The following is an 18,305-nucleotide window of genomic DNA, read 5'->3' as shown; positions in this document are numbered from 1 at the left end:
GGGCGATCCGGAGTCACCGACCACGGCGCCCACCCCCGGCGACCGCGGCGCGGGGTGCGTCGAGCGGCTCGACGTCGATGACCTGCCACGGGATCACGTTGCGCAGCGTGGTGCGGCCGACGTGGCGGTCGCTCTTCTGCAGACCGTAGGGGTGGATGTGGCCGTGCAGGTGCCAGGTGGGCTGCAGCCGGCCGATCACGTCGTGCAGCGCCTCGAAGCCCCGGTGCGGCGGGTCGTCCTCGTCGCCGAGGCCGAACGGCGGGGAGTGCGTGAGCAGGACGTCGACCGGTCGGTCACCGGCCCGTCGCACCAGTCGTCGGGCCCGACGCGCCAGCTGGCGCTGGGTGTACTGGTTGGCCCCCGCGTTGTAGCGGATGCTGCCGCCCAGACCCGCGATGCGCAGACCCGCCGCCTCGACCACCGCGCCGTCGGCGCTGGTGCAGCCGAGGGGCCGGGGGTCGGCCGACGGCATGCCGTCGCCGGTCAGGACGCCCATGAGACCGCTGCGCTGGGTCACGACCTGCGGGTCGTGGTTGCCCGGCACGAACACGACCGGGACGTCGAGGCAGGAGGAGAGGAACTCGAGGTAGTCCCACGGCAGGTCCCCGGCGGCCAGCACGAGGTCCGGCCGCAGCCGTCGCACCTGCGGGTGGTGGATCGACTCCACCACCTCGTCCGCGACCGCGAGCACCTTGACCATGGGTCCACCGTAGGCCGCGCTCCCCCGGGACGCGAGGGTCAGTCGGGGTCGGGACCCTCGGCGGCCCACCGGGCCTTGTCGGCCTCGATGCGTCGGCCGAGCAGGAAGGCGCTGGCCCAGAGCAGGGCGAACATGCCGCCGACGAAGAACATGACCGGCACGAGGAAGCCCAGGGCGACGACCGCCGCCTGCAGGACGTGGCCGACGACGTAGCCCGACGGCTTGCGCAGCATGCCGGCCGTCAGGATGCACAGCACCGCGAGCCCCAGGCCGAGCGTGAGCGCCAGTCCGGCCGGCACGTCCTCCACGGAGATCATCACCGGGACGCTGAGTCCGAGGAGGATCGCCTCGAACGTCAGCATCGCCGCACACATGCCCCTCATGCCCCACCTCCGACTGCCCCGGCACCCAGCAGCACCCGCGCCTCGCCGGCGGTGACGACCGACCCGATCACGATGACGCCGCCGCTGCCGATCGCCTCCTCCATGCCCGCACCGGTCTCGGCCATCGAGATCGCGCGGACGAGGGCGTCGTCCAGGCCCCGCTCCACGGTCACCCGGTCCTCGCCGAAGACCTCCTCGGCCAGCTCGCCGAGCTCGTCGGCCCGCATGGCACGCGGCAGGCTGTTCTGGGTGCACACCACGTGGGCCAGCACGGGCTCGAGCTCACGGAGCATCTCCTCGACGTCCTTGTCGGCCATGACGCTGACGACACCGACGAGCGGGCTGAAGGTGAAGGAGTCCTGGACCGCCTCGAGCGCAGCGCGGACGCCGTGCGGGTTGTGCGCGGAGTCGACCAGCACGGTCGGGCTGCGCCGCACGACCTCCAGCCGACCGGGCGAGGTGACCTCGCCGAACGCCGACCGCACCAGGTCGCCGTCGAGCTCGGCACCGACGAACGCCTCGACCGAGGCCAGCGCCACGGCGGCGTTCTGCGCCTGGTGCGCACCGTGCAGCTGCAGGAGGACGTCGTCGTAGCGGGCGTTGAGGCCCTGCAGGCTGATCTGCTGCCCGCCGACGGCGTTGAGCCGGTCGGCGACCCCGAAGTCGACGCCCTCGCGCAGCGCCGTGGCCCCGACCTCCATGCTGCGGCGCATGAGGACGTCGAGCACCTCGGGCTCCTGGGCGGCGAGCACGGCGTGGGCGCCCGGCTTGATGATGCCGGACTTCTCCAGCGCGATGTCGACCGCGCGGTCGCCGAGGTAGGCGGTGTGGTCGACGGCCACGGGCGTGACCACGGCGACGCGGCCGGTCGCCACGTTGGTGGCGTCCCACGCACCCCCCATGCCGACCTCCACCACCGCGGCGTCGACCGGCGCGTCGGCGAAGGCCGCGTACGCCATGGCGACGGTGAGCTCGAAGAACGAGATCGGGTGCGGCTGGCTGTCGTCGACGACCTGGGCGTAGGCGGCCACGTCGGCGAAGGCCTCGACGAACTGCTCCTCGGTGAGCGGCTCGCCGTCGAGGCTGATCCGCTCGGTCATGCTCTGCAGGTGCGGGCTGGTGAACCGCCCGGTGCGCAGGTCGAGCGCCCGCAGCAGCGCGTCGATCATCCGCGCCGTCGACGACTTGCCGTTCGTGCCGGTGAGGTGGACGACGGGGTAGGCGTCCTGCGGGTCGCCGAGCAGACGGCACAGGGCGGTGATGCGCTCGAGCGACGGCTCGAGCCTGGTCTCGGGCCAGCGGCCCAGCAGGGCGGCCTCGACCTCGGCGTAGGTGGGGTTCATCCCCGCCAGTATCCCAGGCCGTGCCGCGCGTGCCGACCGCGTGGACCCAGTCGGCCCGGGTGAGCGGATCGGGGATCTCCCTGATTCCACGCGCCCCCCTCTGTCCGCCATGATGAGAGGGCTGCGGCGCCGGTCGTGCACCCCACCCCCCAGGAGCATGCGCATGAACCACCGGATCAGTGGTTGGATCGCCCACCGTCGAGCCAAGTGGCTCGTGCTGGTCGTCATGCTCGTCGCCCTGGGCGGTCTGGGCTCGTTCGGCTCGAAGCTCGCCGACGTGCAGGAGAACGACGTCGCCTCCTTCCTGCCGGCGGAGGCTGAGTCGACGCAGGTCATCGCGAAGGCGACCCAGTTCGCCGACCCCGACGTGATCCCGGCCATCGTCCTGCTCGTGCGGGAGGACGGCCCCCAGCCCGACGACCTCGCGCGGCTCGAGACCCTGAAGACCGATATCGCGGCGATCCCCGAGGTGACCGGCGACATCGTGGGCCCGATCCCGTCCGAGGACGGTGTCGCCGCGCAGCTGGTGGTCAGCCTCAGGATCGACCCCGACACCGGCTGGGAGCGCCTGCCCGACGTCGTCGACGAGCTGCGCACCGCCGCGGAGGACGGCGCCGGCGGGGCCGACGTCTACGTGGCCGGCCCTGCGGCGCTCGGCGCGGACCAGGCGAAGGCCTTCGCCGGGATCGACGGCATCCTCCTCCTCGCGGCGATCTCGGTCGTGGTCGTCATGCTGCTGCTGACCTATCGCAGCCCGATCCTGTGGATCATCCCGCTCGTGTGCGGCGTGCTCAGCGTGTTCGCCGCCCAGGGCGTCGTGTACCTGCTGGCGAGGTACGCGGACCTCACGGTCAACGGCCAGAGCGCGGGCATCCTGTCCGTGCTCGTGCTCGGCGCCGGGATCGACTACGCGCTGCTGCTCGTGGCCCGCTACCGCGAGGAGCTGCGCAACACCGAGGACCGTCACGAGGCCATGGCGCATGCCCTGCACCGCGCCGCCCCGGCCATCCTCGCGAGCGGCAGCACCGTGGTCGTCGGCCTGCTGTGCCTGCTGCTCGCCCAGATGAGCTCGACGTCCGGGCTGGGACCGGTCGCCGCCGCGGGCATCGTCGTCTCCCTCGTCGTCATGCTCATCCTCCTCCCCGTGCTGCTCGTGGTGTTCGGCCGCTGGGTCTTCTGGCCCTTCGTGCCGCGCTTCGGCGACCCGCAGCCCGCCGAGCGCGGCATCTGGGGTCGGGTGGGTCGGCGCATCGCGCACCGCCCGCGCACCGTGTGGGTGGTGACGACCCTCGTCCTGGGCGCCTTCACCCTCGGCGTGGTCCAGCTCGACGCCGACGGACTCTCGAACGCCGAGTCGTTCACCACCGAGCAGCCGTCCATCGTGGCCGAGGAGAAGCTGGCAGAGCACTTCCCGGGTGGGGCCGGCGACCCGGTGCAGGTCGTGGCCGACGCCGGCGCGGGCGAGGCGGCCGCTGCGGCGCTCCAGGACGTGCAGGGCATCTCGCCGGACACCGTGACCGAGCCGGTCGTGCAGGGCGACATCGCCTACGTCGAGGGCACCCTCGAGGCGGCGCCGGACTCCACGAGCGCGTTCGAGACGATCGACCGGGCACGCGACGCGCTGGCCGACGTGCCGGGAGCCCTCGTCGGCGGCACCACGGCGATCAACCACGACGTGCAGGAGGCCTCGGCGGCCGACAACCGGCTCATCATCCCGATCATCCTGGTGGCCGTGCTCCTGATCCTGGCCCTGCTGCTGCGGGCGCTGGTCGCGCCCCTGGTGCTGCTGGCCACGGTGGTGCTCTCGTTCGGCGCGGCCCTGGGCATCAGCGCCCTCGTGTTCCGCCACGTCCTGGGCTTCGAGGGGGCGGACTCGTCGCTCCCGCTGTACGCCTTCGTCTTCCTCGTGGCGCTGGGCATCGACTACAACATCTTCCTCATGACCCGCGTCCGGGAGGAGGCGCTCCTGCACGGCACCCGGCGGGGTGCGCTCATCGGGCTGGCCGCCACCGGAGGCGTCATCACGTCGGCCGGCCTCGTGCTGGCCGGCACGTTCGCCGCCCTCGGGTCCCTGCCGATCGTGTTCCTCGCCGAGCTCGGGTTCGCGGTGGCCCTCGGCGTGCTGCTCGACACGATCATCGTGCGGTCGGTGCTGGTGACGGCCCTGAACCTCGACCTCGGCCGCTGGATGTGGTGGCCGAGCGCGCTGTTCCGCACCGACGGCGGGCACATGAGCGGCGCCCCCGACCACGCGGTCGCCCACCACGCCGCTGACCCGGCCCATCCAGCGGACCCCCTGGCCGAGGGGCACCCCGCCCCCGAGCACCGCGCCTAGGCGTAACCGCCCTCCGCTGCTCGCGCACCGGTCGCAGCGAGCAACAATCGACGGCATGGACCTCTGGCACGACCTGGCCGAGCAGTATCGGGAGTTCGCGGCCCAGGCCGCCGACTCCCCCACCTTCGCCACGTGGTCCGCGGCCGTCGCCGAGGACCCCGAGGTGCTGGGGTGGCTCACCACCCTCCCCCGTCTGAAGCAGCAGCCGAACCTGGTGTTCGCCGCCGCCCGCGTGCACGGCGTGATCGCCCCGGGCCCGTACGGCGGGCTCCGCGACGCGCTCCTGGCGGACGGCCCGGAGGGACCCGTCCGCGCGACGATCCTCGAGCGCGCCACCCAGACCAACGAGGTCGGACGACTCGCCACGCTGGTCCCGGCGTTCGGCCTCCTCGCCGAGCACCACGACGGCGCGCCGCTCTCGCTGGTCGAGGTCGGTGCCAGCGCGGGCCTGTGCCTCTACCCCGACCGCTACGCCTACCGGTGGCGCACCGACGACGGCGACGTGACCCTCGGCGTCGGGCCCGAGCTGCCGTGCCGGGTGACCGGACGCGTCTCGCTCCCCACCCGGGTCCCGTCCGTGGCAGCCAGACGAGGCGTCGACCTCAACCCGCTCGACGTCACGTCCGGCGACGACGCCGCCTGGCTGGAGGCCTTGGTCTGGCCCGAGCACCAGGACCGTCGCGACCGACTGCGTGCGGCGCTCGACGTGGCCCGGGCCGATCCACCGGACCTCGTCGCCGGCGACCTGCTCACCGAGCTGCCGCGCCTCGTCGAGGCTGCGTCGGCCGACGGACCGGTCGTCGTGTTCCACAGCGCCGTGATCGCCTACCTCGACGACGAGCAGCGGGACGCCTACGACGTCCTCGTCCGTGGCCTCGTGGCCGAGGGCGCCTGCCACTGGGTCAGCAACGAGTCGAAGAACGTCCTGCCGTCGGTCACCTCCGGAAGTCCTGCGCCTCCCCCGGACCACCCCACCTTCGTGCTGGGCGTCGACGGGCAGGCCGTGGCCTGGACGCACGGACACGGTCGGACCCTGCGCTGGCTCGTCTGACGGGCACGCCCCGGGTCAGTCGTCGGGCGCCTCGGAGACGAGGCCGGCACCGGTGGCCGGGTCGAAGGGCACCGACTCGTGCTGGTGGACGATGCGCCACGCGCCGTCCACGCGCCGACAGACCAGGGTGCTGCGCACCCACATGTCCACCTCGGCACCGTCGTGCAGGCGGCCGCTCACGTGGTACCGGAAGGCGCAGTACCCGACGTCGTCGGCCCCACCCACGTGCAGGTGGTGCACCTCGTACTCGGGACCGACGGCGTAGGACGCCAGCCACGCGCCGAGGCCGTCCGCCACGGCCGCGGTCCCCCGCGTCTCGGCCGGCGGGAGGACCGGGTAGCTGACCACCTCGGGATCGTGGGCGTCGACCAACGTCCTGCTGTCACGCTCGGCCACCGCGCGCACGCGGTCGGCGATGAGCTGGCGGAGCTCGTCCTCGATCGATGTCAGGGCCATGCCACCACCGTGCGCCCTCCCGCCCTGCGCCACAACCCGACGCCGCGCAGACCCCCGGCGGGCCGTTCGCCGCCCACGGCCGGGCACCCCCGCCATGTCACTCGCCGCCCACGGCCCGGCACCCCCGCCGGGGCCCGGGCTCCTAGACTGTCCTCTCGTGACCACTGCAGCGAACCGCGTCCCGGCCAAGCCCGCCCTCGAAGGACTCGAGGAGCGCTGGAGCCAGGTATGGGCCGAGCAGGGCACCTACACGTTCGACCGCTCCGCCGAGCGCGCCGACGTGTACTCCATCGACACGCCTCCCCCGACCGTGTCGGGCTCGCTGCACGTGGGTCACGTGTTCAGCTACACCCACACCGACGTGGTGGCGCGCTTCCAGCGGATGCGCGGCAAGGAGGTCTTCTACCCGATGGGGTGGGACGACAACGGCCTCCCCACCGAGCGTCGCGTGCAGAACTTCTACGGCGTCCGCTGCGACCCGTCCCTGCCCTACGACGCCGACTTCACGCCGCCTGCGAAGCCCGATCCCAAGAAGCAGGTGCCGATCAGCCGACGCAACTTCATCGAGCTGTGCAACGAGCTCGTGGAGGAGGACGAGAAGGTCTTCGAGAAGCTGTGGCGCACGCTCGGCCTGAGCGTCGACTGGTCGCACCAGTACACGACCATCGGCGCCGACGCCCAGACCGCCAGCCAGCGCGCGTTCCTGCGCAACGTGGGTCGCGGCGAGGCCTACCTGCAGGACGCCCCGACCCTGTGGGACGTCACGTACCAGACCGCCGTCGCGCAGGCCGAGCTCGAGGCCCGCGACTACCCCGGCGCCTACCACCGCGTGACCTACCAGCACGCGTCCGGCCCGATCGTCGTCGAGACCACGCGGCCGGAGCTCACGGCCGCCGCGGTCGCGATCATCGCCCACCCCGACGACGAGCGCTACGCGCACCTCTTCGGCAGCACCGCGGTCTCACCGCTGTTCGGCGTCGAGGTGCCGATCATCGCCAGCCCGCTCGCCGACCCCGAGAAGGGGTCCGGCATCGTGCACTGCTGCACGTTCGGCGACCTGACCGACGTCCAGTGGTGGCGCGAGTTCCAGCTGCCCAACCGCACCGTGATCGGCCGCGACGGCCGGTTCCTGCGCGAGACCCCGGAGTGGGTCGCCGGCGGCCCCGGCGAGACGTTGTGGACCGAGCTGGCCGGCAAGACCGTGTTCTCGGCCCGCGAGCTCGTCGTGCAGGCGCTGCGCGACAGCGGCGACCTCGACGGCGAGCCGCAGCCCACCCAGCGCGTGGCCAACTTCTACGAGCGTGGCGACAAGCCGCTCGAGATCGTCTCGACCCGACAGTGGTACATCCGCAACGGAGGCCGCGACGCCGACCTGCGCGCCGCGCTGATCGCCCGGGGTGACGAGATCGACTGGACGCCCGGCTACATGCAGTCGCGCCTCACCAACTGGATCGAGGGCCTCAACGGCGACTGGCTGGTCAGCCGTCAGCGGTTCTTCGGCATCCCGTTCCCCGTCTGGTACCGCCTCGACGCCGACGGCGAGCCCGACTACGACGACCCGATCTTCGCGGCCGAGGACACGCTGCCCGTCGACCCGGCGTCGCAGGCCCCTCCCGGCTTCGAGGAGTCGCAGCGCGGTGCGGCCGGCGGGTTCGTCGGCGACCCCGACGTGCTCGACACCTGGGCGACGTCGTCGCTGACCCCCCAGATCGCCTGCGGGTGGGAGCGCGACGCCGACCTGTTCGCACGGACCTTCCCGATGGACCTGCGCCCTCAGGCCCACGACATCATCCGCACGTGGCTGTTCGCCACCGTCGTGCGCTCGCACCAGGAGTTCGGCTCCGTGCCGTGGACGCACACGGCGATCTCGGGCTTCGTGGTCGACCCCGACCGCAAGAAGATGAGCAAGTCCAAGGGCAACGTCGTCGTGCCTGACGAGATCCTCGACAAGTACGGCGCGGACGCCGTCCGTTGGCGTGCCGCGCTGGCGCGTCCCGGCTCGGACTCCCCCTTCGACGAGACCCAGATGAAGGTCGGCCGGCGCCTGGCCATGAAGGTGCTCAACGCGAGCAAGTTCGTCCTCGCCGCGCCCGAGGACTACGGCCTCGGTGCCACCGCGGCCGACCTCGACTTCGCGCGCGTGACCGAGCCCCTCGACCGCTCCGTGCTCGCCGGGCTCCGAGGCGTCGTGGAGCAGGCCACTGCCCACTTCGAGGCCTACGACTACTCCTCGGCCCTCGAGGTCGCCGAGAAGTTCTTCTGGGACTTCTGCGACGACTACCTCGAGCTGGTCAAGGAGCGCGCCCGCCAGGAGTCACCGGCCGGGGAGTCCGCCCGCGCCACGTTCGTGCTGGCGCTGTCGACGCAGCTGCGTCTCCTCGCGCCGTTCCTGCCCTACGTGACCGAGGAGGTCTGGAGCTGGTGGCAGGAGGGCTCGGTGCACCGTGCGGCGTGGCCGACCACCGACGACGTGACCGTCGACGGCGACCCGGCGCTGCTGCCGGCCGCCGCCCAGGCGCTGGCCGGCATCCGCGGGGCGAAGTCGACCGCGAAGGTCAGCCAGCGCACCGAGGTGACGGCCGTGACCGTCCGCGGGCCCCAGGCCTCGCTCGACCTGGTGCTGCAGGCCGTCGACGACGTGAAGGCGGCCGGTCGGGTGACCGGCGAGCTCGCCACGGAGGCCGCCGACGGCACCACCGAGATCGTGGCCGACGCCACCCTCGCCGAGACCGAGTAGCGCGCCGACTCCGCTCCTTCCCATCCCGGGTGGGCATTCCACCGTCCAGCGCTGGGACGGTGGAATCCTCACCGCCCCACCCTGCACCGCGTCGTTCGGTGGAGAGCCCACCGCGGGTGGGGGCGGTGCCGGTGAGGGTGGGGCCGGTGAGGGTGGGGCGGGCGTGGGTCAGCGCGACTCGAGCGTCTCGAAGGCGATGCCGTTGCGCTGGAGGCGCTCGATGAGCGGGCGGCCCATCGCCACGGCGGTCGTGGTCTGGCCGGCGACCTTCGGAACGTCGTCGAACGCCAGGCACAGCGCCGACTCGCTCAGCATCTTGGCGGTCTCGTCGTAGCCCGGGTCGCCGCCGCTGACCTGCGTGACCACCCGCTTGCCACCACCCTCGCCGACGAGACGGAGCTTGAACCAGGACGAGGCGCGCTTCTCGGGGCTGGGGCCGTCACCCTGGGCACGCAGCTTCAGCAGCGCCTTGCGGGTGGGTGCCAGCTGCGCGCCGGCGAGCAGGACGCCCGCGCCGGCGACCGTGCCGGCCAGCATCGGCAGCCGCTTGAACTGGGCGAAGTGGGAGTAGGAGAACTCCGGGCCGTAGCGCTCCAGGGCTCGCGCCGAGCGCAGCACGACCTGCGGGTCGATGGTGGGCAGCGGCAGGGCCCAGCCCTTGCCGTCGGCCCCGCGGCCGATCTTCCCTCCGCCGCGGATCTTGCGGCCCTGGGGCCGGGCCTCCGCTGCCTTGCGCTGCTTGGCGGTGGCGCCGGCCTGGCGGATCCGCGCGAAGGCCCCGAGCGCCGAGTGGTAGGTGCCGCCCGAGGCCGTGCCGCCGGCCCGGATGTAGCCCTTGACGTCGAGGGGAACGCCCTCGGGAAGCTGCTCGACCGTGAAGAGCACGCCGAGGTCGTACGGGATGGAGTCGAAGCCGCACGCGTGCACGAGCGTCGCGCCGGTCCTCACGGCGGTCTCGTGGTGCGCCAGCCAGGTGCGGTCGACGAACTCCGGCTCCCCGGTCAGGTCGACGTAGGCGATGCCCGCCTCCGCCGCGGCCTTCACCGCCGGGTCGCCGTGCTGCACGTAGGGGCCGACCGTCGAGATGAGCACGCGGGTGCCCTCGGCCATCGCCCGCATCGAGGCGGGGTCGGACACGTCGGCCAGGACCACCTCGGGTGCGACACCGCCCGCCGCCTCGACGTCGTCGACGACGGCCTGCAGCTTGGCGGCGCTGCGACCCGCCACGGCCCAGGTCCCACCCTCGGGCAGGTGCGTGCCGAGGTAGACGGCGGTGAGCGTGCCGGTGAACCCGGTCGCCCCGAACAGGGTGATGTCGACGGTCATGCCCCGACCCTAGCCACCGTCGCGTACCGGCGGTACGCGAGCGGTCAGGAGCGGACCGTCAGGAGGCCTTCTTCGCGACCTCGTCGCGGCTGAGGACCGTGGGGCCCTCCTCGCCGCGCACCGTGGCGCCGGTGACGACGACCTTGGCGACGTCGTCGCGGGAGGGGATGTCGTACATGACCGGCTGCAGCACGTGCTCGATGATCGAGCGCAGACCACGGGCACCGGTGTCGCGGGCCAGCGCCAGGTCGGCCATGGCCTCGCACGCCTCCTCGGTGAACTCGAGCTCGACGTCGTCGATCTCGAACAGCCGGACGAACTGCTTGGTGAGCGCGTTGCGCGGCTCGGTGAGGATGGACACGAGGGCCGGCTTGTCGAGCTTGTCGACCGCGGCGATGACCGGCAGACGACCGATGAACTCGGGGATGAGGCCGAACTTGAGCAGGTCCTCGGGCAGCACCTGGGAGTAGACCTTCTCCGGCTCGGCCGGCGTCTTCTCGGGCATGCCGCCGACGTTGAAGCCCAGCCCGACCTTGCCGCTGCGCTGCTCGATGATCTCCTCGAGGCCCGCGAAGGCGCCGCCGACGATGAACAGCACGTTGGTGGTGTCGATCTGGATGAACTCCTGGTGCGGGTGCTTGCGACCGCCCTGCGGGGGCACCGAGGCCGTGGTCCCCTCGAGGATCTTGAGCAGCGCCTGCTGCACGCCCTCGCCCGACACGTCGCGCGTGATGGACGGGTTCTCCGCCTTGCGCGAGATCTTGTCGACCTCGTCGATGTAGATGATCCCCGTCTCGGCCTTCTTGACGTCGTAGTCGGCGGCCTGGATGAGCTTGAGCAGGATGTTCTCGACGTCCTCACCCACGTAGCCGGCCTCGGTGAGGGCGGTGGCGTCCGCGATGGCGAACGGGACGTTCAGCATGCGAGCGAGCGTCTGCGCGAGGTAGGTCTTGCCGCAGCCGGTGGGCCCGACCATGAGGATGTTGGACTTGGCCAGCTCGACGGTGTCGTCCTTGGGACGACCGGTCGCGGCCTGCGCCTGGACCCGCTTGTAGTGGTTGTACACCGCCACCGCGAGGTTCTTCTTGGCGTTGTCCTGGCCCACGACGTAGCCGTTGAGGAACTCGAAGATCTCCTGCGGCTTGGGCAGCTCACCGAGGCTCAGCTCGGCACCCTCGGCCAGCTCCTCCTCGATGATCTCGTTGCAGAGGTCGATGCACTCGTCGCAGATGTACACGCCGGGTCCGGCGATGAGCTTCTTGACCTGCTTCTGGCTCTTGCCGCAGAACGAGCACTTCAGCAGGTCAGCGGTCTCACCGATGCGTGCCACAGGTGCACTCCTCTTCCGTCACGACGTCGGGGACGAGCTGGTGTCGTCGCCCTCACACTACAAGCCCGGCGGACCGTCCACCGGGGGTTCGGCCGACGCCGCCGCGTGTCGTCCACGGGTGGCGGCGTCGGCCGGAGCCTCAGGCGGCGGGGACCTTGAGGGTCTCGAAGATCCCGTCGATGATGCCGTACTCCTTGGCCTGGTCGGCCGTGAGGATCTTGTCGCGCTCGACGTCCTTGCTGACCTCCTCGGGCGTCTTGCCCGTGGCGTCGGAGATCATCTTCTCCATCAGCTCACGCATGCGGAGGATCTCGTTGGCCTGGATCTCCAGGTCGGAGATCTGGCCGCCCGTGCCCTCGGTGTAGGGCTGGTGGATGAGGATGCGGCTGTTCGGCAGGGCGTAGCGCTTGCCGGGGGTGCCGGCGGCGAGCAGCACGGCGGCGGCCGAGGCGGCCTGGCCGAGGCAGACGGTCATCACGTCGGACTTGAGGTACTGCATCGTGTCGTAGATGGCCGTCATGGCCGTGAAGGAGCCGCCCGGGCTGTTGATGTACAGCTGGATGTCGCGGTCGGCGTCCATCTGCTGCAGGCAGAGCAGCTGCGCCATGACGGCGTTGGCGACGTCGTCGCTGATGGGCGTGCCCACGAAGATGATGCGGTCCTCGAAGAGCTTGGCGTAGGGGTCGATGCGGCGGAACCCGTAGGAGGTCCGCTCCTCCCACTGCGGGATGTAGTAGCTCATGCCTTCTTACCCACTTCCTGGGCGCTCTTGATGACCTGGTCGATGAAGCCGTAGTCCTTGGCCTGGTCGGGGGTGAACCAACGGTCGCGGTCGGCGTCGGCCTCGATCTGCTCGATCGTCTGGCCGGTGTGGACCGACTGCAGCTCGTTGAGCTGCTTCTTGAGCAGGATCGACTGCTGGGCCTGGATCTTGATGTCCGAGGCCGAGCCGCCGATGCCGCCGGAGGGCTGGTGCATCATGATCCGCGCGTGCGGGAGCGCGTAGCGCTTGCCCGGTGCACCGGCCGCGAGCAGGAACTGCCCCATCGACGCGGCGAGGCCCATGGCCACGGTGGCGACGTCGTTGGAGATGAACTGCATCGTGTCGTAGATGGCCATGCCCGAGTCGACCGAGCCGCCCGGGCTGTTGATGTAGAGGAAGATGTCGGCGCCCGGGTCCTCGGCGTTGAGCAGCAGCATCTGCGCGCAGATCGCGTTGGCGTTCTGGTCGCGCACCTCCGAACCGAGGAAGATGATGCGCTCGCGCAGCAGGCGCTGGTAGATGTGGCCGTCGAGGTCGGACGGGCCGACGTCGGTGCCGGCCATGCCCTGCACCGACTGAGCCTGGCCCGTCGGGCCCTGGGTGGTGGCGTCTGGTGTGTTCACGTTGTCGACCCTAGAGGGCGAGCGGTCGCGAGACACGCGTGAACACGCCCTGTTCGCTGACAGCGTGACGCATCCGGAGCCCCGGACCTCAGTCCGAGGCGCCGGGCACGGTCTGGTCCCAGTCCACGACCGAGCCCGTGACGACGCCGCTCTCGTCGCTCAGCAGGAGCACCACGATGCCGGCCGCGTCCTCCGGCGACGCGAGCCGACCGGCCGGCAGCCGTTCGGCGGCACGCTCCCGCCAGTCGTCGCCCGCGTCGTGGAACCGGCGCTGGATCGCGTCCTCGCCGTCGGAGTCGGTCCACCCGATGTTGACCCCGTTGACGCGCACGCGGTCGAAGCGGTGGGCGTGGGCGGCGTTCCTGGTCAGGCCGGCGAGCCCGGCCTTCGTGGCGGCGTAGGGCGCCAGGTACGGCTGGCCGCCGTGCGCGCTCATGGTGAGCACGTTGACCACCGCTCCGGGCTGCCCGCGTCGGACCATGTCGCCGATCGCGGCCTGCATGAGGAAGAAGGGACCGCGCAGGTTCACCGCCACGTGCTGCTCGAACATCTCCGGCGTCGTGTCGAGCACGCTGCCGCGCTCGGTGAAGCCCGCCGCGTTCACGAGACCGTCCACCCGGCCGTGCAGGGCGACGGTCTCGGCCACCGCCGCGCGGCAGGCCTCGACGTCGGCGACGTCGCACGCCACGAAGCGCGCGTCACCGAGTGCCGACAGCTCCTCGGCGGCGCGGGCCCCGACGTCGGGACGACGCCCGGTCACGACCACCCGCGCGCCCTCGCGCAGGGCGAGTCGCGCGATGGCCAGCCCGACGCCCTGCGTGCCACCGGAGACGAGGACCACCCGGTCGTCGAGGCGCCCCATGTCAGAGACCCTCGATCGGCGCGGTCCTGCGGCGGTCGGCGTACGCACCGAGCGACGTCGCGACCTGGTCGGCGGACCATCGGGCCGCGAGCGCCTGCTCGAGCACCTCGGTCTGCGCGAGCGGGGTCATGCCGTCGACCGGCTGGTCGAGGTCGAGGTTGGTCGGGAACGGGTAGCCCTCCGCGACCGCCGCGACGACGTGGTGCAGCGCCTCGGTCGGCCAGCCGGCGTCCTGGCGCTCGCGCAGCGTCGGGTAGACGGCGGTGGCGGCCCTCGCCCGGTCGACAGCCTCCATCGCCCGGCCGAACGCCGACGAGACCTGCAGCAGGTTCGCGACCCGCTGCACGTCCGCGGACACGTTGGTCCCGGCTCCGTGGAACAGCGCCGGGTTGAAGAACACCGCGTCCCCCTTGGCCAGGGGCAGCTGGACGTGGTGCTCCTCGAAGTAGGCGCGGAACTCCGGACGTCGGTAGGCCAGGTAGCCGGGACCGTACTTCTGGGAGTGCGGCAGGTAGAGGGTGGGGCCGCTCTCGACGGGCATGTCGACGTGGGCGACGGCGCCCTGCAGCGTCAGCACCGGCGACAGCAGGTGCACGTGCGCGGGGTAGCGCGCCGTGAGCTCGTCGGAGAGGAACCCCAGGTGGTAGTCGCGGTGCGGGTCCTGTGCCACGCCGCCGGGGCGGACGACGTTGACCTGCGAGGTCACCTGGTAGCCCGGTCCGAGCCACGCGGTGGAGACGAGGGCCAGGAGGTCGTTGGCGTAGTAGTCGACGAAGGTGCCCGGGTCGCTCACGGCGAGCTTCTCCAGCGCGTTCCAGATCCGGTCGTTGGCCCCGGGCTTGGCGAAGTGGTCGCCGGCGGCCACGCCCGACGCCTTCTCCGCCGCGATGACGGACTCGAACGCGGCGGTGGCCCGGTCGACGACGGACAGGTCGTCCCAGGCCCCCTCGAGCACGACGATGCCCGGCCCGTCGGCGAGTGCGTGGACGATCTCGGCGCGGACGGCGTCCTCGCCGTCGGGGGTCGACGCCGCCGCACGCAGGTCGGCGGCGGCGTACACGACGACACCCTGCTCCACCCGGTCGGCGTGGCGGTAGGCGTGGGGATCGGTGGGCGCGGTGACGAGCGCGACGAAGTCGTCGAGGCTCACGTCGTCGGGCGTGAAGCGGGCTCGGCGGCCGGGCGGGGCGGGGTGCGTGGCGGTCATGGCGGACTCCTGGGTGCGGGGTGGTCGGCAGGTCTCGACGTGTCCGACGCTAGTCCTGGTACGCGTCCGCGCGGGGGCCTAGAGTCCCTCAAGAAACCCTCAGCACGATCCGATCGACCCGCCCGGAGGAGCCGTGCCCCACCGCCACAAGGTGCGCGAGATCGCGCAGCAGAGCGGCCTCAGCGAGGCCACGGTCGACCGCGTCCTGCACCGACGCCCCGGCGTCCGCGCCGCGACGGTGGCGGAGGTCGAGCGGGCGATCGAGGAGCTGGACCGCCAGGCCACCCAGCTGCGCCTCGTCGGCCGGACCTTCCTGCTGGACCTCGTGATGCAGGCACCCACGCGGTTCAGCGCCGCCGTGCGGACCGCGCTCGAGGCCGAGCTGCCCGCCCTGCGCCCGGCGGCGGTCCGTGCGCGCTTCCACCTGGGCGAGGAGGCCGACGTGGCGACCATGGTCGAGACGCTGCGCGCGATCGGTCGCCGACGCTCGCACGGCGTGCTGCTCAAGGCGCCCGACCACCCCGACGTGGCTGCGGAGGTCGGGGCGCTCGCCGAGTCCGGGATCCCCGTGGTGACCCTGGTGACCGACCTGACCGGCAGCAGGCGCCTCGCGTACGTCGGCATCGACAACGCGGCAGCCGGACGCACCGCGGCCTACCTGGTCGCCCGGTCCACACCCGGCGCCGGCACGGTCCTCGTGACGCTCAGCGCCAGCGACTTCCGCGGCGAGGGGCAGCGCGTGGAGTCCTTCACCGAGGCCCTCGCCGAGCTCGCTCCCGGCCGACGGGTGCTGCGGGTCAGCGACACCGGCGGCCTGGACCCCTCCACCGGCACGGCCGTCGGCGCCACGCTCACGGAGCACCCCGACGTCGACGCCGTGTACTCCGTCGGTGGTGGCAACCGCGCCACGCTGGCGGCGTTCGCCGAGGTGGGGCGGGCGCCGCAGGTCTTCGTCGCGCACGACCTCGACGCCGACAACTCCGAGCTGCTGCGCACCCGGCGCGTGCACTTCGCGCTCCACCACGACCTGCGTGCCGACGCGCGGCACGCCTGCCGCCTCCTGCTCCGTCACCACGGAGCCGTCCCGGGGCCCCCGACGTCGGTGCCGTCCCAGGTCCAGGTCGTGACGCCGTTCAACCTGCCCCGCGCGTTCGGACGGTGAGCCTGGCGCCCGGCAGGGCAGGGGACGGCCGAGGCGTCAGACCGTGAAGGCCTCGCGGAACGCCTCGAGGGCGCGGTCGCTGCCGTCGACCGAGGGGTCGCTCGCCCACGCCTCCATGGCCACCACGCCGTCGTAGCCGGCGTCGGCGAGGGCCTGGGCCACGAAGGGCCAGCGGACCTCGCCCGTGCCGGGCTCGCAGCGGCCCGGAACGTCGGCCACCTGCACCTCGCCGAGGTACGGGGCGGCCCGACGCACGAGCTCCACGAGGTTCCCCTCGCCGATCTGGGCGTGGTAGAGGTCGAGGTTCATCCGCAGGTGCGGACTGCCGACCGCCTTCACCAGGGCCAGCGTGTCGGCGGCCCGCGCGAACGGCGTGCCGGGGTGGTCGACCTCGAGGTTGAGGTTCTCGATCACGTAGGTGACGTCGTGCTGCTCGGCGAGCTCGGCCACCCGCGAGAGCGTCCTCACCGCCGCGAGCCACATGTCGCCGGTGACGACCTCGACCGGCCGGACCGGGATGCCGCCCTCCCCCAGGCCCGTGCCGTGGATGTTCAGCGACGGGCAGCTGATCCGCCGGGCGAAACCGATGGACTCCTCCGCCGTCCGGAGGAGGTCGTCGGCCCCGTCCTCGGTGACGAGGTCGCCGGTCACGTAGCCCGTCATCGACGTGAACCGGGCGCCGGTCGCGACGAGGGCGTCGGCGTCCTTGGCCGTCCAGTCCCAGATCTCGGCGGCGAACCCGCGCTCGTGGATGCGCTCCACGCGCTCCAGGTGCGGCAGCTCCGTGTAGACCATCTCGGAGCAGATCGCGAGGGTGAACGTCATCTCAGGCCTCCTGCGGCACGGCGGTGGCGACGGCCGCACGGCCGCCGGTGGTGAACGAGTCGATGCAGGCCTGGGCGATCGCGAACGCGGCGAAGGCGTCGTCCGCGCCGACCGAGGGAGCACGGCCCTCCCGCACGGCGGCGACGAGCTCCTCGAGCTCGCCGGTGTACGCGTCCAGGAGCAGCTCCGTGTCGCTGTGGGCGGTCGTGGCCAGGCGGCCGGACCCGTCGTGCAGGCGCAGCGACGACTGGGCGCCCTCACCCATCGTCACCATCGCCTCGGAGCCCAGCACCTCGGCGCGCACGTCGTAGCCGTAGGTCGCGGCGAAGCTCGCCTCGGCCGTGGCGATCGCGCCGTTGGAGTAGGACACGACGACGGTGGCGTGGTCCAGCAACGTGGGGTGGCCCGGCGCCGTGAGCGAGCCGGCGGTCGCGACGACGTCGACGGCGTGAGCGCCCGGGTTCAGCCAGTTCAGCGTGTCGAAGTCGTGGATCAGGGTCTGCGTGAAGATCGTCCACGGCGGCACGCCGTCGGGGTCGGAGGGACCCCGGCCCGGGTCGCGGGTGAGCGAGCGGAGCTGGCGGACGTCCCCCAGACGCCCGGCCACGATCGCCTCGTGGGCCGCCGCGAACTCGCGGGCGAACCGCCGGTTGAAGCCGACCTGGAACGCGACCCCGGCCTTCGCCGTCGCCGTGCGCACGTCGTCGATCTCCGCGAGCGACATGCCGGCCGGCTTCTCGCAGAACACGTGCTTGCCGGCCTCGGCCGCGGCCACCACGAGGTCGCGGTGGGCGACCGACGACGCGGCCACGACCACGGCGTCGACGTCGTCGGCCCGCAGGACGGCCTCGACCGACGTCTCGGCGCGTGCGTCGAGCGGCCCGGCCACCTCGGCCGCGGCGCCGGGACGAGGATCGGCGACGGCCACGAGGGAAGCCCCGTGGACGCGTCGGGCGACGACGGCGGCGTGGGAGGCGCCGATGCGGCCGGCGCCGATCAGGCCGATGCGGACGGGAGCGGACATGGTTCCTCCGAGTGCGGGGTGAGGTGGGCGGGGCGGGGGCGACGTGGGCTGCGAGTTCGGACGACCGGACGAGGCCTGGACTAGAACGTTCTAGTAGAACGATGCAGACTGAGGATATGATGCGGACGCCCCATCGTCAAAGCCCCTCGTCCAAGCCCCGCCGTCGACGAGCCCCCAG

16 protein-coding genes are annotated in these 18,305 nt (G+C 72.3%); 4 read left to right on the top strand and 12 right to left on the bottom strand.

The genetic code is table 11. From position 1 onward, the window contains the following. Nucleotides 1-13: 13 nt before the first annotated feature. Genes NBW76_RS07455 through NBW76_RS07445 form a run of 3 tightly spaced genes read right to left on the bottom strand, consistent with a single transcriptional unit; the run spans nt 14 to nt 2,426 of the window. The gene (locus NBW76_RS07455; RefSeq protein ID WP_056555230.1) at nt 14-700 is read right to left on the bottom strand and encodes a metallophosphoesterase; all 687 of its coding nucleotides are present in this window, start codon (nt 698-700) and stop codon (nt 14-16) included. A gap of 38 nt (nt 701-738) precedes the next feature. Then, a complete protein-coding gene (locus NBW76_RS07450) occupies nt 739-1,083 on the bottom strand; it encodes a DUF4233 domain-containing protein (protein ID WP_056555226.1) in 345 nt (114 codons plus the stop codon). Continuing rightward, the gene (locus NBW76_RS07445) at nt 1,080-2,426 is read right to left on the bottom strand and encodes a folylpolyglutamate synthase/dihydrofolate synthase family protein (protein ID WP_055965088.1); all 1,347 of its coding nucleotides are present in this window, start codon (nt 2,424-2,426) and stop codon (nt 1,080-1,082) included. The genes NBW76_RS07450 and NBW76_RS07445 overlap by 4 nt, the downstream gene beginning before the upstream one ends. 163 nt (nt 2,427-2,589) lie before the next feature. Between NBW76_RS07445 and NBW76_RS07440 the strand changes: the two genes are divergently transcribed. Both NBW76_RS07440 and NBW76_RS07435 read left to right on the top strand, forming a co-directional pair. Further along, a complete protein-coding gene (locus tag NBW76_RS07440; RefSeq protein WP_082481965.1) occupies nt 2,590-4,761 on the top strand; it encodes an MMPL family transporter in 2,172 nt (723 codons plus the stop codon). A gap of 55 nt (nt 4,762-4,816) precedes the next feature. Further along, on the top strand, nt 4,817-5,812 hold the full coding sequence (locus NBW76_RS07435; RefSeq protein WP_056555223.1) for a DUF2332 domain-containing protein: 996 nt from the start codon (nt 4,817-4,819) through the stop codon (nt 5,810-5,812). A gap of 15 nt (nt 5,813-5,827) precedes the next feature. Here the strand turns inward: NBW76_RS07435 and NBW76_RS07430 are convergent, their stop codons facing one another. Then, nucleotides 5,828-6,268, bottom strand: a complete 441-nt coding sequence (locus NBW76_RS07430) for a nuclear transport factor 2 family protein (RefSeq protein ID WP_056555220.1) — start codon at nt 6,266-6,268, stop codon at nt 5,828-5,830. Nucleotides 6,269-6,362: 94 nt separating this feature from the next. Between NBW76_RS07430 and valS the strand changes: the two genes are divergently transcribed. Then, nucleotides 6,363-9,005, top strand: a complete 2,643-nt coding sequence (valS, locus tag NBW76_RS07425; RefSeq protein WP_082481963.1) for a valine--tRNA ligase — start codon at nt 6,363-6,365, stop codon at nt 9,003-9,005. Nucleotides 9,006-9,173: 168 nt separating this feature from the next. Here the strand turns inward: valS and NBW76_RS07420 are convergent, their stop codons facing one another. The 6 genes from NBW76_RS07420 to NBW76_RS07395 all read right to left on the bottom strand — a co-directional run bounded on the left by NBW76_RS07420 (nt 9,174) and on the right by NBW76_RS07395 (nt 15,116). Continuing rightward, nucleotides 9,174-10,331, bottom strand: coding sequence for a trans-acting enoyl reductase family protein (locus NBW76_RS07420; RefSeq protein ID WP_056555214.1), 1,158 nt, complete (start codon nt 10,329-10,331; stop codon nt 9,174-9,176). A gap of 58 nt (nt 10,332-10,389) precedes the next feature. Beyond that, nucleotides 10,390-11,661, bottom strand: coding sequence for an ATP-dependent Clp protease ATP-binding subunit ClpX (clpX, locus tag NBW76_RS07415; RefSeq protein ID WP_056555211.1), 1,272 nt, complete (start codon nt 11,659-11,661; stop codon nt 10,390-10,392). Between the two features lie 139 nt (nt 11,662-11,800). Continuing rightward, complete coding sequence (locus NBW76_RS07410; RefSeq protein ID WP_055965072.1) at nt 11,801-12,403, bottom strand: ATP-dependent Clp protease proteolytic subunit; 603 nt, start codon at nt 12,401-12,403, stop codon at nt 11,801-11,803. Next, nucleotides 12,400-12,987 carry an ATP-dependent Clp protease proteolytic subunit gene (locus tag NBW76_RS07405; protein ID WP_055966357.1) on the bottom strand — a complete coding sequence of 196 codons (588 nt, stop codon included), beginning with the start codon at nt 12,985-12,987 and terminating at the stop codon, nt 12,400-12,402. Before NBW76_RS07405 ends, NBW76_RS07410 begins: the two co-directional genes overlap by 4 nt. A gap of 148 nt (nt 12,988-13,135) precedes the next feature. Further along, on the bottom strand, nt 13,136-13,909 hold the full coding sequence (locus NBW76_RS07400; protein WP_056555210.1) for an SDR family oxidoreductase: 774 nt from the start codon (nt 13,907-13,909) through the stop codon (nt 13,136-13,138). A 1-nt stretch (nt 13,910) separates the two neighbouring features. Beyond that, the gene (locus tag NBW76_RS07395) at nt 13,911-15,116 is read right to left on the bottom strand and encodes a phytanoyl-CoA dioxygenase family protein (RefSeq protein ID WP_056555209.1); all 1,206 of its coding nucleotides are present in this window, start codon (nt 15,114-15,116) and stop codon (nt 13,911-13,913) included. Between the two features lie 133 nt (nt 15,117-15,249). Here NBW76_RS07395 and NBW76_RS07390 point away from each other — a divergent pair, with 133 nt between their 5' ends. Next, a complete protein-coding gene (locus NBW76_RS07390; protein WP_056555204.1) occupies nt 15,250-16,278 on the top strand; it encodes a LacI family DNA-binding transcriptional regulator in 1,029 nt (342 codons plus the stop codon). A gap of 36 nt (nt 16,279-16,314) precedes the next feature. Here NBW76_RS07390 and NBW76_RS07385 read toward each other — a convergent pair whose 3' ends face one another. Together NBW76_RS07385 and NBW76_RS07380 are read right to left on the bottom strand one after the other, a co-directional pair. Beyond that, nucleotides 16,315-17,103, bottom strand: coding sequence for a TIM barrel protein (locus NBW76_RS07385; RefSeq protein ID WP_056555192.1), 789 nt, complete (start codon nt 17,101-17,103; stop codon nt 16,315-16,317). A gap of 1 nt (nt 17,104) precedes the next feature. Beyond that, complete coding sequence (locus NBW76_RS07380) at nt 17,105-18,127, bottom strand: Gfo/Idh/MocA family oxidoreductase (protein ID WP_056555191.1); 1,023 nt, start codon at nt 18,125-18,127, stop codon at nt 17,105-17,107. Nucleotides 18,128-18,305 lie beyond the last annotated feature (178 nt).

Origin of the sequence: Aeromicrobium sp. Leaf245 (assembly GCF_942548115.1) — a bacterium.
GTDB lineage: Bacteria > Actinomycetota > Actinomycetes > Propionibacteriales > Nocardioidaceae > Aeromicrobium.
The sequence above is the reverse complement of the archived record's forward strand: the minus strand, read 5'-3'. Positions and strand labels throughout refer to the sequence as shown.

Excerpts from the sequence above, each read along its gene's own strand:
- NBW76_RS07455 (WP_056555230.1), bottom strand. The coding sequence starts at position 700 with ATGGTCAAGGTGCTCGCGGTCGCGGACGAGGTGGTGGAGTCGATCCAC.
- NBW76_RS07380 (WP_056555191.1), bottom strand. The coding sequence starts at position 18,127 with ATGTCCGCTCCCGTCCGCATCGGCCTGATCGGCGCCGGCCGCATCGGC.
- NBW76_RS07420 (WP_056555214.1), bottom strand. The coding sequence starts at position 10,331 with ATGACCGTCGACATCACCCTGTTCGGGGCGACCGGGTTCACCGGCACG.
- valS (WP_082481963.1), top strand. The coding sequence starts at position 6,363 with ATGTCACTCGCCGCCCACGGCCCGGCACCCCCGCCGGGGCCCGGGCTC.
- NBW76_RS07395 (WP_056555209.1), bottom strand. The coding sequence starts at position 15,116 with ATGACCGCCACGCACCCCGCCCCGCCCGGCCGCCGAGCCCGCTTCACG.
- NBW76_RS07450 (WP_056555226.1), bottom strand. The coding sequence starts at position 1,083 with ATGAGGGGCATGTGTGCGGCGATGCTGACGTTCGAGGCGATCCTCCTC.
- NBW76_RS07445 (WP_055965088.1), bottom strand. The coding sequence starts at position 2,426 with ATGAACCCCACCTACGCCGAGGTCGAGGCCGCCCTGCTGGGCCGCTGG.
- NBW76_RS07430 (WP_056555220.1), bottom strand. The coding sequence starts at position 6,268 with ATGGCCCTGACATCGATCGAGGACGAGCTCCGCCAGCTCATCGCCGAC.
- NBW76_RS07385 (WP_056555192.1), bottom strand. The coding sequence starts at position 17,103 with ATGACGTTCACCCTCGCGATCTGCTCCGAGATGGTCTACACGGAGCTG.
- NBW76_RS07400 (WP_056555210.1), bottom strand. The coding sequence starts at position 13,909 with ATGGGGCGCCTCGACGACCGGGTGGTCCTCGTCTCCGGTGGCACGCAG.
- NBW76_RS07435 (WP_056555223.1), top strand. The coding sequence starts at position 4,817 with ATGGACCTCTGGCACGACCTGGCCGAGCAGTATCGGGAGTTCGCGGCC.
- NBW76_RS07405 (WP_055966357.1), bottom strand. The coding sequence starts at position 12,987 with ATGGCCGGCACCGACGTCGGCCCGTCCGACCTCGACGGCCACATCTAC.
- NBW76_RS07440 (WP_082481965.1), top strand. The coding sequence starts at position 2,590 with ATGAACCACCGGATCAGTGGTTGGATCGCCCACCGTCGAGCCAAGTGG.
- NBW76_RS07410 (WP_055965072.1), bottom strand. The coding sequence starts at position 12,403 with ATGAGCTACTACATCCCGCAGTGGGAGGAGCGGACCTCCTACGGGTTC.